The organism is Escherichia sp. E1V33, from assembly GCF_004211955.1.
In the GTDB taxonomy this organism is placed as follows: Bacteria; Pseudomonadota; Gammaproteobacteria; order Enterobacterales; family Enterobacteriaceae; genus Escherichia.
The window spans coordinates 102,055-117,693 of sequence record NZ_RHJI01000002.1; the positions used below are offsets into that span (position 1 = coordinate 102,055).

General features: G+C 51.2%; 14 protein-coding genes, 2 pseudogenes and 1 other annotated feature. Of the genes and pseudogenes, 5 read left to right on the forward strand and 11 right to left on the reverse strand.

Going from position 1 to position 15,639, the window contains the following annotated elements:
• Nucleotides 1-148 precede the first annotated feature (148 nt).
• Complete coding sequence (locus D9742_RS01450) at nucleotides 149-1,015, forward strand: AraC family transcriptional regulator (RefSeq protein WP_130235758.1); 867 nt, start codon at nucleotides 149-151, stop codon at nucleotides 1,013-1,015.
• An 89-nt stretch (nucleotides 1,016-1,104) separates the two neighbouring features.
• On the opposite strand, the gene D9742_RS01455 is transcribed toward D9742_RS01450, so the two are convergent.
• The 3 genes from D9742_RS01455 to ibpA all read right to left on the reverse strand — a co-directional run bounded on the left by D9742_RS01455 (nucleotide 1,105) and on the right by ibpA (nucleotide 3,915).
• The gene (locus D9742_RS01455; protein ID WP_130235759.1) at nucleotides 1,105-2,766 is read right to left on the reverse strand and encodes a putative transporter; all 1,662 of its coding nucleotides are present in this window, start codon (nucleotides 2,764-2,766) and stop codon (nucleotides 1,105-1,107) included.
• 196 nt (nucleotides 2,767-2,962) lie between these two features.
• A complete protein-coding gene (gene ibpB / locus D9742_RS01460) occupies nucleotides 2,963-3,391 on the reverse strand; it encodes a small heat shock chaperone IbpB (protein WP_001243426.1) in 429 nt (142 codons plus the stop codon).
• A 110-nt stretch (nucleotides 3,392-3,501) separates the two neighbouring features.
• On the reverse strand, nucleotides 3,502-3,915 hold the full coding sequence (gene ibpA, locus D9742_RS01465) for a small heat shock chaperone IbpA (RefSeq protein ID WP_001243437.1): 414 nt from the start codon (nucleotides 3,913-3,915) through the stop codon (nucleotides 3,502-3,504).
• Nucleotides 3,909-3,981, reverse strand: a sequence feature (ROSE (Repression Of Heat Shock gene Expression) occurs in the 5'-region of heat shock genes and acts as an RNA thermometer to modulate expression.). (Overlaps the previous gene by 7 nt.)
• Before the next feature lie 239 nt (nucleotides 3,982-4,220).
• Here ibpA and D9742_RS01470 point away from each other — a divergent pair.
• Nucleotides 4,221-4,553, forward strand: a complete 333-nt coding sequence (locus D9742_RS01470; RefSeq protein ID WP_130235760.1) for a YceK/YidQ family lipoprotein — start codon at nucleotides 4,221-4,223, stop codon at nucleotides 4,551-4,553.
• A gap of 1 nt (nucleotide 4,554) precedes the next feature.
• On the opposite strand, the gene D9742_RS01475 is transcribed toward D9742_RS01470, so the two are convergent.
• Nucleotides 4,555-5,769, reverse strand: coding sequence for a DUF3748 domain-containing protein (locus tag D9742_RS01475; RefSeq protein WP_205712863.1), 1,215 nt, complete (start codon nucleotides 5,767-5,769; stop codon nucleotides 4,555-4,557).
• A 100-nt stretch (nucleotides 5,770-5,869) separates the two neighbouring features.
• Between D9742_RS01475 and cbrA the strand changes: the two genes are divergently transcribed.
• Complete coding sequence (gene cbrA, locus D9742_RS01480) at nucleotides 5,870-6,934, forward strand: colicin M resistance lipid reductase CbrA (protein WP_130235761.1); 1,065 nt, start codon at nucleotides 5,870-5,872, stop codon at nucleotides 6,932-6,934.
• Here the strand turns inward: cbrA and D9742_RS23305 are convergent.
• Nucleotides 6,931-7,044: pseudogene (locus D9742_RS23305) on the reverse strand (hypothetical protein); the annotation flags it as partial. The gene cbrA and the pseudogene D9742_RS23305 overlap by 4 nt on opposite strands.
• A gap of 135 nt (nucleotides 7,045-7,179) precedes the next feature.
• On the opposite strand from D9742_RS23305, the gene D9742_RS01485 reads away from it, so the two are divergent.
• On the forward strand, nucleotides 7,180-7,836 hold the full coding sequence (locus D9742_RS01485; RefSeq protein WP_130235762.1) for a hypothetical protein: 657 nt from the start codon (nucleotides 7,180-7,182) through the stop codon (nucleotides 7,834-7,836).
• A gap of 45 nt (nucleotides 7,837-7,881) precedes the next feature.
• On the opposite strand, the gene yidA is transcribed toward D9742_RS01485, so the two are convergent.
• Both yidA and D9742_RS01495 read right to left on the reverse strand, forming a co-directional pair.
• Nucleotides 7,882-8,694: a sugar-phosphatase gene (gene yidA / locus D9742_RS01490; RefSeq protein ID WP_130235763.1), complete on the reverse strand. Its 813-nt coding sequence runs from the start codon at nucleotides 8,692-8,694 to the stop codon at nucleotides 7,882-7,884.
• 114 nt (nucleotides 8,695-8,808) lie between these two features.
• The gene (locus D9742_RS01495) at nucleotides 8,809-9,207 is read right to left on the reverse strand and encodes a YidB family protein (protein ID WP_000522208.1); all 399 of its coding nucleotides are present in this window, start codon (nucleotides 9,205-9,207) and stop codon (nucleotides 8,809-8,811) included.
• A gap of 117 nt (nucleotides 9,208-9,324) precedes the next feature.
• Here D9742_RS01495 and D9742_RS23650 point away from each other — a divergent pair.
• Nucleotides 9,325-9,423 (forward strand): annotated as a pseudogene (locus D9742_RS23650) (hypothetical protein); the annotation flags it as partial.
• A 23-nt stretch (nucleotides 9,424-9,446) separates the two neighbouring features.
• Here D9742_RS23650 and gyrB read toward each other — a convergent pair.
• Genes gyrB through dnaA form a run of 4 tightly spaced genes read right to left on the reverse strand, consistent with a single transcriptional unit; the run spans nucleotide 9,447 to nucleotide 15,468 of the window.
• Complete coding sequence (gyrB, locus tag D9742_RS01500) at nucleotides 9,447-11,861, reverse strand: DNA topoisomerase (ATP-hydrolyzing) subunit B (protein ID WP_130235764.1); 2,415 nt, start codon at nucleotides 11,859-11,861, stop codon at nucleotides 9,447-9,449.
• A 28-nt stretch (nucleotides 11,862-11,889) separates the two neighbouring features.
• Nucleotides 11,890-12,963, reverse strand: coding sequence for a DNA replication/repair protein RecF (recF, locus tag D9742_RS01505; protein ID WP_130235765.1), 1,074 nt, complete (start codon nucleotides 12,961-12,963; stop codon nucleotides 11,890-11,892).
• Complete coding sequence (gene dnaN / locus D9742_RS01510) at nucleotides 12,963-14,063, reverse strand: DNA polymerase III subunit beta (RefSeq protein ID WP_000673464.1); 1,101 nt, start codon at nucleotides 14,061-14,063, stop codon at nucleotides 12,963-12,965. The genes recF and dnaN overlap by 1 nt, the downstream gene beginning before the upstream one ends.
• A 4-nt stretch (nucleotides 14,064-14,067) precedes the next feature.
• Complete coding sequence (dnaA, locus tag D9742_RS01515) at nucleotides 14,068-15,468, reverse strand: chromosomal replication initiator protein DnaA (protein WP_000059098.1); 1,401 nt, start codon at nucleotides 15,466-15,468, stop codon at nucleotides 14,068-14,070.
• Nucleotides 15,469-15,639: the final 171 nt, after the last annotated feature.

The following is a 15,639-nucleotide window of genomic DNA, read 5'->3' on the forward strand; positions in this document are numbered from 1 at the left end:
GTTTATGTCCCGGACGCATGAATATAGGGAGAGGTAAAATGCGTCGGGTCAGGCAGTCAGATTCTTAAAATACAAACGTCATATCCCTGAACGGATTGTTTTCTGTTAAGTTCAGGTTGTGAGCATAATTCGCCGGAGGGATATTAAAATGAATGGAAACTTGCAAAGTTCGGATGTAAAAAACGATACTCCATACAATATTCCCTTATTGATTAACGAAAATGTGATCTCCAGCGGAATTTCTCTGATCTCACTCTGGCATACCTATGCCGATGAGCATTACCGCGTAATCTGGCCGCGAGACAAGAAGAAACCGCTTATCGCCAACTCTTGGGTGGCGGTGTATACCGTGCAAGGATGTGGAAAAATTCTTTTAAAGAATGGTGAACAAATAACACTGCATGGCAACTGTATTATATTTTTAAAACCGATGGATATTCACTCTTATCACTGTGAAGGTTTAGTCTGGGAACAGTACTGGATGGAATTTACACCCACCAGCATGATGGATATTCCTGTCGGTCAACAGAGCGTTATTTACAATGGCGAAGTTTATAATCAAGAACTCACAGAGGTTGCTGAATTAATTACTTCAGCAGAGGCGATAAAAAACAATCTGGCGGTCGCTTTTCTGACGAAAATTATTTACCAGTGGATTTGTCTTATGTACGCAGACGGCAAAAAAGATCCGCAACGGCAGCAAATTGAAAAATTAATTGCTACTTTACATGCCAGCCTGCAACAACGCTGGAGTGTTGCCGATATGGCCGCCACCATCCCCTGTAGCGAAACCTGGCTACGTCGCCTGTTTTTACGCTACACCGGTAAGACACCGAAAGAATATTACCTTGATGCGCGTCTGGATCTTGCGCTCTCACTATTAAAGCAAGAAGGGAACTCGGTTGGCGAAGTCGCTGATACGCTCAACTTCTTCGACTCTTTTCATTTTAGCAAAGCCTTTAAGCATAAATTTGGTTATGCGCCGTCAGCCGTACTGAAGAATACAAACCAGTAATAACCAGAATGGCGAGTATGTAAATGACTCGATGATGTTCAGAAATACCAGGTGGAGTACCATTGACGGTAACTCCACCCAAAAAGGAGTTAGCCAATACTCCAGAAAAGTACTGCCAGTAACTGCGGTGTGATAATGCGCAGGAACATGACTAACGGATACACCGTTGCGTAAGAGAGCGCCGCCGCGCCACTGGTAGGATGAAGATTATTGGCAAACGCCAGCGCCGGAGGATCGGTCATTGAACCCGCGAGCATCCCGCACATCGTGAGATAATTCATTTTGACTAACATCCGCGCCAGAATGCCGGCCGTGATCAGCGGAATTGCAGTAATCAATGCACCATAACCTATCCAGCTTAATCCTTCGCCATCCACCAGTGTATGGATAAAATCGCCACCGGATTTCAGGCCAACTACCGAGAGAAACAGTACGATACCCAGTTCGCGCAGCGCCAGGTTGGCACTTGGCGGCATAAACCAGTAGAGCTTACCAATGCTGCCAATACGCCCGAGGATCAGCGCCATAATCAGCGGCCCCCCCGCTAGCCCCAACTTCAACGCAGCCGGGAATCCAGGCACAAACACAGGAATGGAGCCCAACAATACGCCAAGCCCAATACCAATAAACACAGGTAACATCTGCACCTGTTGTAATTTTTGCTGCGCATTACCTAAAACATTCGCTACGGCATCAATCGCGGACGGGCGTCCAACCAGGTTGAGAATATCGCCAAATTGCAGGCTAATATCGCTACTTGCAACTAATTCAACGCCAGCACGGTTCAGGCGCGAGATAACGACGTCATAGCGCTCTTTAAAGTGCAGGTCGCGAATACGTTTACCAAGCACATTCTCGTTGGTGACCACCACGCGTTCGACGCGCAGATCGGTGCCTTTCGTCGACAGCGAGGTATCCACTTCCTGACCAATCACCAATTGCGCATTATGTAAATCCGCAGGCTGCCCCACCAGATGAAGCAAGTCCCCCAACTGAATAATGGTTTCCGGAGAAGGTACTTTGAGGGTTTCCTCTCGTTTCAATCGCGAGCAGATAACTTTATCGCCATTGAGAATCGGTACATCTTTAATCGCTAAATTATGTAAGTTAGGGTTATCAACACGGATGTTAATGGTCCTGATCAGCACGCTACCGTTGGTCCGCGTGGACTCGTGTTGCAGCGCCTCCGTCTCAACATTGACGCGGAAAATAACCCGCAGCATCCACATAGTGAACAAAATGCCGCAAATCCCAAATGGATACGCCATTGCATAGCTCATCCCCATCTGGTCAACCATATCCATCGGTGTGCCCAGGTCATGTAAGATCTGTTGCCCTGCCCCCAGTGCTGGCGTATTGGTGACCGCGCCAGAGAAAATCCCCAGCACCACAGGAAGTGGGATATCGAACAGTTTATGTAAGATGGCCGTGACCAGACCACCGAGGATGACAACCAGAACAGCAAACAAATTGAGGCGTAACCCGGAGACACGCAACGAGGCAAAGAAGCCCGGCCCCACCTGAATCCCGATGGTGTACACGAACAGGATAAGACCAAATTCCTGGATAACATGCAGCATGTCGCTACTTAATGTCATCCCCGCCTGTGACACAAAATGGCCGACGATGATCCCGCCGAACAGTACGCCGCCAATGCCCAATCCAACGCCGCGAAACTTGACGTTGCCGATAAACAAACCGACGACCGCCACCAGAGCCAGGATGCTGACTGTTAATGCTATATCACTCATCGTCCATTTCTCTTGAAATAACATTTTAATTGCTACGGATTATGGCTGAATCGGTGAAGCAGATTTGCCTTACAGCGCACATTATCACGGTAAAGAAAGTGCCGGAATATCTTAACCTGGCGAAAATTAAAACATTGTTGAAGATTGCAGGTAAAAAAAAGCCCCACCAAACTGGCGGGGCAAAGAGAATAGCTAATTAGCTATTTAACGCGGGACGTTCGCTGATAGCGATACGCTGCGCTGCGATGGGTTCAGGCTCATTACGAATTAAATCAATATGCAGTAAACCATTAACGAAGGTTGCGCCAGAGACTTCCATATTTTCAGCCAGCGTAAAGCTCAGGCTAAACGGCTGATTCATAAGCCCCTGATGCAGCCATTTTTTCTCTTCTTTTGGCTGCTCAGGCGTGCCTTTTACGCTCAGGCGCGTACCTTCCAGTTGAATATCTAAATCTTCCTGACGAAAACCTGCCAGCGCAAGGGTAATGCGGTAGTGGTTATCGTCGCTTTTCTCAATGTTGTACGGCGGGAAGCTCTGGCTTTCACCGGCGTTTTGCAGAGCGTTGGCCAGTTTGTCAAAACCGATCCATTGACGCATCAGTGGGGATAAATCGAAGTTACGCATAGTCATTTCTCCTTCTAAGAAGCGAGTAAGTACCTGCAAATCCGAAGATTCGCATATGCTCCCTGACGGCGAGCATCAAATGTCAGGCCGCGCACTGCGGCCTTAGAGAATTAGTTGATTTCGATACGGCGCGGTTTTTTCGCTTCCGGAATCACGCGTTCGAGATCGATATACAGCAGACCGTTCACCAGGTTAGCGCCACGAACATGAATGTTCTCGGCTAACTGGAATTTACGTTCAAAGTTGCGTTCAGCGATGCCCTGGTACAGATAGGTGCGCTCTTTTTGTTCGTCGGCGTGAGCACCTTTCACCACCAGCAGATTGTCCTGGGCGGTAATTTCCAGTTCACTTTCGGCAAAGCCAGCCACCGCGATAGCAATGCGGTAATGGTTTTCGTCTACCAGTTCAACATTGTACGGAGGGTAGCCGCCATTACTCTGGCTCTGGTTGTTTTCTAAGTGGTTAAACAAACGATCAAATCCAATAGCAGAACGGTAAAGCGGGGATAAATCAAAGTTACGCATAATTAATAGCTCCTGAAATCAGCGAGAATGTAAGACCTTCCACAATGGACAGGTCGGATAGCCAGAACACCCATCAGGCGCGTTCTCATTGGCTACGGTATAAAAATGGGTCTGGATGTGCACTTTTCAAGTCTTTTCGACGGACTTTTTTTTGCAGTTTGTGGTCTATTGCATAGACTGGGGGGACAGCACGAAACGTTAAAGTGCGATAGCCGCCACAGTGCGACATGATGATGATGTTATTTTCAGCAAGGGATCGCTATAACACATCATGCCAACACCAACGATCAACAGATGAATTTATTATGATAAGAAATGTGTTGTTAGCGCTCATGATATGCAGCGGAATGACATTACTCGGAGGATGCTCCAGTGTAATGTCCCATACCGGGGGGAAAGAGGGAACGTATCCCGGCACCCGCGCCAGTGCCACCATGATTGGTGACAGTGACACCAACTGGGGCACTAAATCGCTGGCAGTTCTCGACATGCCATTTACCGCAGTTATGGATACGTTACTCCTGCCGTGGGATGTGTTCCGTAAAGACAGCTCGTTGCGCTCTCGCGTTGAAAAAAGCGAAGCAGACACGCAAGCCACCAATGCCGTTATTCCCCCCGCCCGAATGCCCGTGAACTGATTTAGCGGCCAGTTTTGGTGATCCACAGCTGGCCGGCTTCCATCCACGCCAGCCATTGACCATCCGGCGAGAAGACCACCGCGTCCGCCGAAGGTGAACTGGCGTGATTTTCGGTTAGATATTCAACCTTTCCGCTTTGCGCGTGTACGCAAGCAATCCGATTATCCAGCACAAAGCCCAACCATTCTCCTGACGGATGCCAGTTAAACGCCGACTGAATATCTGTTTTGTTATTGGTTAACTGGCGCGGTTCGCCGCCCTGTGGCGAGATAAGCCACAGTTGCACAATGCCGTTATCATCACGCATCAAAAACGCGATTTGCGTTCCTTGAGGGTTACACCGCACCCAATGGCGTGGGACGTTGACTAAGCCCGGGTAAGAACGATGGTGCGTAAAGGTTAAACGTCGCTGCACAACGCCACACGGCGGTGCGGGCAGAGTTGATTCCGTTCCGCTTAACGGCGCATCACCAGCTGCTTTCCAGCCAGCTTCATCTTTCGGCAACTCGACAATAAACAGCTCCGGCACTTTCTCGCCCTTTTGCGAAAGCGTATCGCCAATAAACGCCAGTGCGTGGTTTCCTACCCATCCTTCTTCATAAGCACGATTGATTTCATCACTGCCCGGCCGCGGTATTGGTGTGGTTTTGCTCACCAGAACGCACCAGTGGCTACCGCTGTATTCACGCGGATGCTGCTTTTGCACATTGACCGGACCAAACGGCGCCGCCACCCCGACGTTTCGCAAATCCAGCGCAGGATCGCGTTCATGCATTACATGGTCGTTATAGGTAAAACTCACCATTTCACCGTTCGGGCTAAAGACATGCACATGGCTGCCGCCACGCAGCGCCCCTGATGTGTACGGAACGGTAATATCCATTGCATCGAGATTGTTCATCTTGCCGCCTTCAACAATCACGCCGCGACGGTGATGGAAATCGTAATGCCATGTTTCATCAGGATTTTCAGGTCCGTGGATAAAGACATATTTCTCTGACTTTGGATGAACGGTCACCACGCCGACGTGTGCGCCCTGTGACGCGCGATAGATAACCTCGACCTCGCCGGTATGGATATTCACACGCTCAATGGTCTCGCCGGTAAACGACGCGCCAGAAGGACGCACGTCAAATACCAGCCACTGGCTGTCGGGCGTCCAGGTATTGGTATTGGTGAGCAGGTGATTACGGGGAGCAAAGGTTATCTGTTTCATGGCGCGGTCCTGATACAAAACGGTTCCCGCCATCATACTTCACAAGGACTTCACTTTCAGACAATAGTCTTTTGCCATCGTGATGAATGTGAGTGAAAAGATGGAACATTTCGACGTGGCGATTATTGGCCTCGGCCCGGCAGGGTCGGCGTTGGCGCGAAAGTTGGCAGGCAAAATGCAGGTGATCGCGCTGGATAAAAAGCACCAGTGCGGAACAGAAGGTTTCAGCAAGCCTTGCGGCGGTCTGCTGGCACCGGATGCGCAGCGATCTTTTATTCGCGATGGACTGACGCTTCCTGTCGATGTGATCGCCAACCCGCAGATTTTCAGCGTCAAAACCGTCGACGTCGCCGCGTCGCTCACGCGTAACTACCAGCGAAGCTATATCAATATCAATCGTCATGCCTTCGACTTGTGGATGAAGTCGCTGATCCCCACCAGCGTTGACGTTTACCACGACAGCCTGTGTCGGAAAATCTGGCGTGAGGATGATAAATGGCATGTCATTTTTCGCGCAGACGGCTGGGAGCAGCATATTACTGCCCGATATCTGGTCGGTGCCGATGGTGCCAACTCGATGGTGCGGCGATATCTCTACCCGGATCATCAGATTCGTAAATATGTCGCTATCCAGCAGTGGTTCGCAGAGAAACATCCGGTACCGTTCTACTCCTGCATCTTTGATAATGCGATAACTAACTGTTATTCATGGAGTATCAGCAAAGACGGTTATTTTATCTTTGGTGGTGCCTATCCGATGAAAGACGGCCAGGCGCGCTTTGCGGCACTGAAAGAGAAAATGAGCGCCTTTCAGTTCCAGTTTGGCAAAGCGGTGAAAAGCGAAAAATGCACCGTGTTGTTTCCCTCACGCTGGCAGGATTTTGTCTGCGGTAAGGACAATGCTTTTCTCATTGGTGAAGCGGCGGGATTTATCAGCGCCAGCTCGCTGGAGGGAATTAGCTATGCGCTGGATAGCGCAGACATTCTGCGTTCGGTGTTACTGAAGCAGCCAGAGAAGTGCAACGCAGCCTACTGGCGCGCCACCCGCAAACTACGTTTAAAACTCTTCGGCAAGATAGTAAAAAGCCGATGCTTAACTGCACCGGCCTTGAGAAAGTGGATTATGCGCAGTGGTGTGGCGCATATTCCACAGTTGAAGGATTAGCCAACGCGCTTCACATCGCCCACCAGTAGGATGTAAGAGAGCCCGCCAATAAACGCGACGGCGGAGATATAAACCAGTGCCGGGGCGAACCCATAGCCTTGCAACAGATATTAGTCCACAAAAAAACACCTCATAAGAAAAGGTCTTATATCGGGCAGAAATCTGAAAAGGGAGATCAGGTGCTAAACAGGAGGGAAAGAAGAGTATGCTTTCAATAGCTTAGCTACTCGTTTAAAGGATTAATCATGAAGTTGAATTTTAAGGGATTTTTTAAGGCTGCCAGTTTATTCCCACTAGCACTGATGCTTTCAGGCTGTATCTCGTATGCCCTGGTTTCCCATACCGCAAAGGGTACTTCAGGAAAGTATCAATCGCAGTCAGACACCATCACGGGGCTATCGCAGGCAAAAGATAGTAATGGAACAAAAGGCTATGTTTTTGTAGGGGAATCGCTGGATTACCTTATCACTGATGGTGCCGATGACATCGTTAAGATGCTCAAGGATCCAGCTCTTAACAGACATAATATTCAGGTCGCTGACGACGCAAGATTTGTTTTAAATGCGGGAAAAAAGAAATTTACCGGCACAATATCACTCTATTACAACTGGAGCACAGAAGAAGAAAAAGCACGAGTGACACAATATCGTTTTGCCTGTGGTGTTCAGCACTGTACCCGGACAGTAGAAAACCTGGAGGGTACTATCCATGAGAAAAATAAAAACATGGATTACTCAAACGTAATGGCTTTCTACCACCCATTTAAAGTGCGATTTTATGAATACCATTCACCCAGTGGTATTCCGGATGGCGTTACCGCAGCATTACTGCCAGTGACCGTTACGCTAGATATTATCACTGCACCGCTGCAATTTCTGGTTGTATACGCAGTAAACCAATAATCAGTAAGCGGGCAAACGCGTTTATGCAGTTTGCCCGCCCACTGATTAATTCAGCACATACTTTTCAATAGCAAACGCCACGCCATCTTCAAGGTTGGATTTAGTGACAAAGTTCGCCACTTCCTTCACCGAAGGAATAGCATTATCCATTGCCACACCGACGCCTGCGTATTCAATCATCGCGATGTCGTTTTCCTGATCGCCAATCGCCATAATTTCTTCCGGTTTAATGCCCAACACGTCGGCCAGCGATTTCACGCCCGTACCCTTGTTCACGCGTTTATCGAGGATTTCGAGGAAGTACGGAGCACTTTTCAGCACGGTATATTTCTCTTTTACTTCCTGCGGAATACGCGCGATAGCCTGGTCGAGGATGGCGGGTTCATCAATCATCATCACTTTCAGGAACTGGATATTAGGGTCCATTTTCTCCGCTTCGCAGAACACCAGCGGAATGGTGGCAACGAATGATTCATGCACCGTGTAGTAGCTGATATCGCGGTTGGCGGTGTACAGCGTTGTGCGGTCCAGTGCGTGGAAATGGGAACCGACTTCGCGAGAGAGTTTTTCCAGGAAACGGTAGTCGTCATAGCTGAGAGCGGTTTGCGCCACGGTGCTGCCATCGGCGGCCTTCTGCACCAGCGCGCCATTGTAAGTAATGCAGTAGTCGCCTGGCTGTTCCATATGCAGCTCTTTCAGGTAGTTGTGAACGCCTGCATAAGGGCGGCCCGTCGTTAGCACAACATTCACGCCACGGGCGCGAGCTGCGGCAATCGCATTTTTAACGGCGGGTGAAATGGTATGATCGGGCAGCAGAAGGGTGCCATCCATATCGATAGCAATGAGTTTGATAGCCATGAGTTCCCCAGGTAGATTGGTTCCTGACCCATGCTAACGCGATTCCGCTCAAAAATCAGTACAACACCTGAGGGAAAAGGGGGATGCAACGCGCGTTGCATGCTCCCCTTTTGCTTAGCGGAAAAGTTTCCCTTTCAGCAGTTCCATGCCTGCGGAAAGCAGATCGTTATTGGCTTGTGGTGACACTTCGCCCTGTGGCGAGAGGGCATCAATAATCTTCGGCAATTGTTCTGCCAGCAGGCTGGAAGCCGTACTGGTATCCACACCAAGTTTTTGCCCGAGATCGGACACCGCATTCGTGCCGAGTGCCGATTCCAGTTGCTCGCCGCTAACTGATTGATTGCCCTGTTGATTACTCAACCAGGTTGAGAGAATGGCACCCAAGCCGCCACTTTGCAGTTTTTCCAACAGCACCTGAATGCCGCCCTGCTCCTCAACCCAACTTAAAATAGCCTGATATTTCCCCGCATCGCCTTTCAGAAAGGCACCGACAACTTCATCAAAAAGCCCCATGATAATCACCTGTAAAGCGTTACGTGTTGACTCAAAAAGTATAGTTCTGTGGAATGATAATTGCGGATTGCAGGAATAAAAAGGGCGGAGATGATCTCCGCCCTTTTCTTATAGCTTCTTGCCGGATGCGGCGTTAACGCCTTATCCGGCCTACAAAATCATGCAAATTCAATACATTGCAGGAGTCTCGTAGGCCTGATAAGCGTAGCGCATCAGGCACGCTCGCATGGTTTACGCCATTAAATATCGATATTCGCCGCTTTCAGGGCGTTCTCTTCAATAAACGCACGGCGCGGTTCAACGGCGTCGCCCATCAGCGTGGTGAACAGCTGGTCAGCGGCAATCGCATCTTTAACGGTAACGCGCAGCATACGACGGCTTTCCGGGTCCATAGTGGTTTCCCACAGCTGTTCCGGGTTCATCTCGCCAAGACCTTTATAACGCTGGATGGAGAGACCGCGACGGGACTCTTTCACCAGCCAGTCCAGCGCCTGCTCGAAGCTGGCTACCGGCTGACGACGTTCGCCACGTTCGATAAAGGCATCTTCTTCCAGCAAACCACGCAGTTTCTCACCCAGTGCACAAATACGACGATATTCGCCGCCGGTGATAAACTCGTGATCCAGCGGATAGTCAGTATCCACGCCGTGAGTACGCACGCGAACAATCGGCTCGAACAGGTTTTGCTCGGCATTAGCGTGGACATCAAACTTCCACTGGCTGCCGTGCTGTTCTTTGTCATTCAGCTCGCTGACCAGCGCGTTCACCCAACGGGTAACGGTCTGCTCGTTGGAAAGGTCGGCTTCCGCCAGCGTCGGCTGATAGATAAGTTCTTTCAGCAGCGCTTTCGGATAACGACGTTCCATGCGGTTGATCATTTTCTGCGCCGCATTGTACTCAGACACCAGCTTCTCTAACGCTTCGCCACCCAGAGCAGGTGCACTGGCGTTGGTATGCAAGGACGCACCATCCAGTGCGATGGAGATTTGGTACTGATCCATCGCTTCGTCGTCTTTAATGTACTGTTCCTGCTTACCTTTTTTCACTTTGTACAGAGGTGGCTGGGCAATGTAAACGTGACCGCGTTCGATGATTTCCGGCATCTGACGATAGAAGAAGGTCAACAGCAGCGTACGAATGTGCGAGCCGTCGACGTCCGCATCGGTCATGATGATAATGCTGTGATAACGCAGTTTGTCCGGGTTGTACTCGTCACGACCAATCCCGCAGCCAAGCGCGGTGATAAGCGTCGCCACTTCCTGGGAAGCCAACATCTTATCGAAACGGGCTTTCTCGACGTTGAGGATTTTACCTTTCAACGGCAGAATCGCCTGGTTCTTGCGGTTACGCCCCTGCTTCGCAGAGCCACCCGCAGAGTCCCCTTCCACAAGGTACAGTTCGGAGAGCGCCGGGTCGCGTTCCTGGCAGTCCGCCAGCTTACCCGGCAGGCCCGCTAAGTCGAGCGCACCTTTACGGCGGGTCATTTCACGAGCGCGACGCGCAGCTTCACGCGCACGGGCAGCATCGATAATTTTGCCGACCACGATTTTCGCGTCGGTTGGGTTTTCCAGCAGGTATTCTGCCAGCAGTTCGTTCATCTGCTGTTCAACCGCCGATTTCACCTCAGAAGAAACCAGTTTGTCTTTGGTCTGGGAGGAGAATTTCGGGTCCGGCACTTTCACGGAAACGACCGCAATCAGGCCTTCACGCGCATCGTCACCGGTGGCGCTGACTTTGGCTTTTTTGCTGTAGCCTTCTTTGTCCATGTAGGCGTTCAGGGTACGGGTCATCGCCGCACGGAAGCCTGCCAGGTGAGTACCACCGTCACGCTGCGGAATGTTGTTGGTAAAGCAGTAGATGTTTTCCTGGAAGCCATCGTTCCACTGCAATGCCACTTCAACGCCGATACCGTCTTTTTCGGTGGAGAAGTAGAAGATATTTGGGTGGATCGGCGTTTTGTTCTTGTTCAGATATTCAACGAACGCCTTGATACCGCCTTCGTAGTGGAAGTGGTCTTCTTTGCCGTCACGCTTGTCGCGCAGACGAATGGAAACGCCGGAGTTAAGGAACGACAACTCACGCAGACGTTTCGCGAGAATTTCATATTCAAACTCGGTCACATTGGTGAAGGTTTCGAGGCTAGGCCAGAAACGTACCATGGTGCCGGTTTTTTCAGTCTCGCCGGTAACCGCCAGCGGAGCCTGCGGTACACCGTGTTCGTAGATCTGACGGTGAATTTTACCCTCGCGCTGGATAACCAGCTCCAGTTTTTGCGACAGGGCGTTTACTACCGAAACACCAACGCCGTGCAGACCGCCGGACACTTTATAGGAGTTATCGTCAAATTTACCGCCTGCGTGCAGGACGGTCATGATCACTTCCGCCGCCGATACGCCCTCTTCCGGGTGAATACCGGTCGGAATACCGCGCCCGTCGTCCTGTACAGAGACAGAGTTATCGGCGTGAATGGTGACGATAATTTCTTTACAGTGACCCGCGAGCGCTTCGTCGATAGCGTTATCTACCACCTCGAATACCATGTGGTGCAGACCGGTGCCGTCATCCGTGTCGCCGATATACATACCCGGGCGCTTACGCACCGCATCCAGCCCTTTCAGGACTTTGATACTGGAGGAGTCATAAGAATTCGACATCAACGTTTCTCGCTCATTTATACTTGGGTTAATCCGTTATTTTACCCTTTTCCACGGTAAACATCTTCGAATTTTCGTCCGACATGTCTATAACGTGTTCAGCACTGATCGCGCTGACAAAGACCTGTGATTGCGTCGCTTTTAAGCGGCTGGCAAGCAGCCCGCGACGCTCATCATCAAGCTCAGAGGCAAAATCATCTATCAGGTAGAGACACCGCCGCCCGCTTTCACGGGTGAGGAACTCTCCTTGCGCCAGACGTAAGGCGCACATCAGCAGCTTGAGCTGCCCACGCGATAAGGTATCTTCCACCGGCGCACCGTCGGCGCGAATGCGTAAGTCCGCTTTATGCGGGCCGTGCGCGGTGTAGGTTAGCTGGCGATCGCGTTCAAAATTACGTTCCAGCACCTCAGCGTACTCTGTCTCTTTCTCCCAGCCTCGCTGGAAAGAGAAAGTCAGAGAAAACTCAGGGAGAAATTGCTTACAGGTATCGGCCATATCAGCCGCGATACCGGCGCTATACTCCGCGCGCCAGGTGCTGATTTGCTCCGCCAGCGGGATCAGTTCTTTATCCCACGGACGTAGCTGTTCGTAACGTGTCACCTGACGCAGCGCCGCATTGCGCTGCTTGAGCAACCGCTTGAGATTGCTCCAGGCGGCGAAAAATCCGGGTTCGTTGTGAAAGCATCCCCAGTCGAGGAATGCTCTTCTGTATTTGGGGCCGCCGTTGAGTAAAGTAAACCCCTCCGGCGTTATCAGTTGCATCGGCATCAGGTGCGCCAGCTCCGCGACTTTATGCCCGTCAGTACCGTCGATGCGGACTTTGCTGTCACCCTGTTTGTCTTTGGTTAAGCCAATCGCCGTCTCGCGCTCTTCGCCCTGCAAACGCCCGTGGAGCACAAACGCTTCCTGCTCGTGGCGAATGACGCGGCCAATCTGCAAACTGCGAAACGCCCGACCGTGGCCGAGCGTATAGATGGCTTCCAGCACGCTGGTTTTGCCACTGCCGTTGGCACCTACCAGAAAGTTAAAGCCGGGAGATAAGGCGAGATCCGCGGTTTCGATATTGCGGAAATCGCGGATCAACAAGCGGGTGAGGGACATTACAGTCTCATTGGCATGACAACATAGGCAGCCGACTGTGATGCGGCATCTTCAATCTGCACGCTGGAAACCGAATCGGTCAGCATCATGCGCACGTTTTCGCATTTCAGCGCGTTGAGAACATCCAGCACATAGCTGACGTTGAAGCCGATTTCCATCTCCGCACCGCTATAGGTAACGTCGAGGATCTCTTCCGCTTCTTCCTGTTCCGGGTTGTTGGCGGTAATTTTCAGCTGGTTTTCGCTGACATACAGACGCACGCCGCGGAATTTCTCGTTAGAGAGAATTGCCGCACGAGCAAACGCCTGCTTGAGCAGATCACAGCCTGCTTCCAGATGTTTGTCAGGGTTCTTCGGCAGAACGCGGCGGTAATCTGGGAAGCGACCATCAACCAGTTTGGAAGTGAAGATAAAGTCGCCTACGTGGGCGCGAATATTGTTGCTACCAATCTGCACGCGCAGCGGATTATCGCCGCCGTCGAGCATACGCATTAGTTCAATCACGCCTTTACGCGGTACGATCACCGAATGGCTCGGCAAAGACTGACCAATTGGCATGGAGCAGACCGCCAGGCGGTGGCCGTCGGTTGCCACGGTACGCAGTTCTTCACCTTCGGTTTCGAACAGCATACCGTTTAAGTAATAGCGAACATCCTGATGCGCCATAGAAAACTGGGTCGCTTCAATCAGACGCTTCATCGTCGCCTGCGGCAGGGTAAATTCGACTTCGCTCTGCCAGTCATCGAGATTCGGGAAATCTGCCGCTGGCAGGGTAGAAAGCGAAAAACGGCTACGCCCGGAGCGTACCAGCATCCGCTCACCTTCCAGTTGCACGGCGATTTCAGCACCTTCAGGCAGACCACGGCAGATATCAAAGAATTTGCGCGCCGGAACGGTCGTCGCCCCTGGTTCATGCGGCTGAACCAGCGCAACACGTGCCACCATTTCCATCTCGAGATCAGTACCGGTCAGCGACAACGTACCGTCAGCAACCTGTAACAGCAGATTACCGAGAATCGGTAGCGTAGGACGACCACCTAACGGACCGCTCACCTGTTGTAGCGGTTTTAATAAATGCTCACGTTCTACGGTAAATTTCATAGGTTTACGATGACAATGTTCTGATTAAATTAGAGAAATCTTCTTTGATATCGTGGCTCTCTTCACGTAACTGCTCGATCTTACGGCAGGCATGAAGCACCGTTGTATGATCACGACCACCAAACGCATCGCCAATCTCCGGCAGACTGTGGTTAGTCAGCTCTTTCGCCAGCGCCATCGCCATCTGGCGTGGACGCGCTACCGAGCGAGAACGACGCTTAGAAAGGAGATCCGCGACTTTGATCTTGTAGTACTCCGCCACCGTCTTCTGAATATTGTCGATGGTGACCAGTTTTTCCTGCAATGCCAGCAAGTCGCGCAGCGCCTCACGCACGAAGTCGATGGTGATCGCCCGTCCGGTAAAGTTGGCGTTAGCAATAACGCGGTTCAGCGCCCCTTCCAACTCACGTACGTTAGATCGTAGACGCTTGGCGATAAAGAACGCCACTTCGCCCGGCAAACGAATGTCGTTTTCGTCTGCCTTTTTCATCAGGATCGCCACGCGGGTTTCCAACTCTGGCGGTTCGATCGCCACAGTCAGTCCCCAGCCGAAGCGGGATTTCAAACGATCCTCGACGCCGTTGATCTCTTTCGGATAGCGATCCGATGTGAGGATGATCTGCTGATTACCTTCCAGCAGGGCGTTAAAGGTATGGAAAAACTCTTCCTGGGATCGTTCTTTATTGGCGAAAAACTGAATATCGTCGATCAGCAGCGCATCAACGGAACGGTAGTAGCGTTTAAACTCTTCGATCGCATTGTTTTGCAGGGCTTTTACCATGTCCTGAACAAAGCGCTCGGAGTGCATATAAACCACTTTGGCATTCGGCTTGCGCGCCATAATGCCGTTACCCACCGCATGCAGCAGGTGAGTTTTACCCAGCCCCGTGCCGCCATAAAGGAACAGCGGGTTATAGGCGCCGCCCGGGTTGTCTGCCACCTGGCGAGCCGCCGCGCGCGCCAGTTGGTTAGATTTACCTTCGACGAAGTTATCAAACGTATGTTTAACGTTGACGTTGGAACGATAGGTCGGTTCTGCCGGAGCCGGAACGTTATCCCAGCCTGAGCGCGCCGCAGGCGCAGCACGTTGTGGCTGCACCTGCGCTGCCTGAGCGGGTGCAACTGTATTGCTGGCAGGGACTTTCAGCGTTTGTGTCACGGGCTTTGTGCCCACTTCAAAACGCAACTGTGGGGCATCCGCTCCGCAGAAACTGGTTAGCAGTCCATTGATATTATTAAGGTACTTGTCCCTTACCCAATCGAGGACAAAACGGTTTGGCGCGTACAAGGCCAGCGTGTTATCGCTCAGTTCCGCCTGCAATGGGCGTATCCACATACTGAATTCTGTGGCTGGTAACTCATCCTGCAATCGGGCAAGACACTGCTGCCAAAGCGAAAGTGACACGGCGGACTCCACTCGAACAAAAGTCGATTATGACTAAGGCTGAAACATTCATGATTGTTGACGCACGTCGAAAAGACCCTGCATGAGGGTGACGCACGAACCGCTGTCTGCGGTTATATGCCCGATCAAGATCCTGCAAAACGATCGGGACCGCGGATCATAGCCTAAACT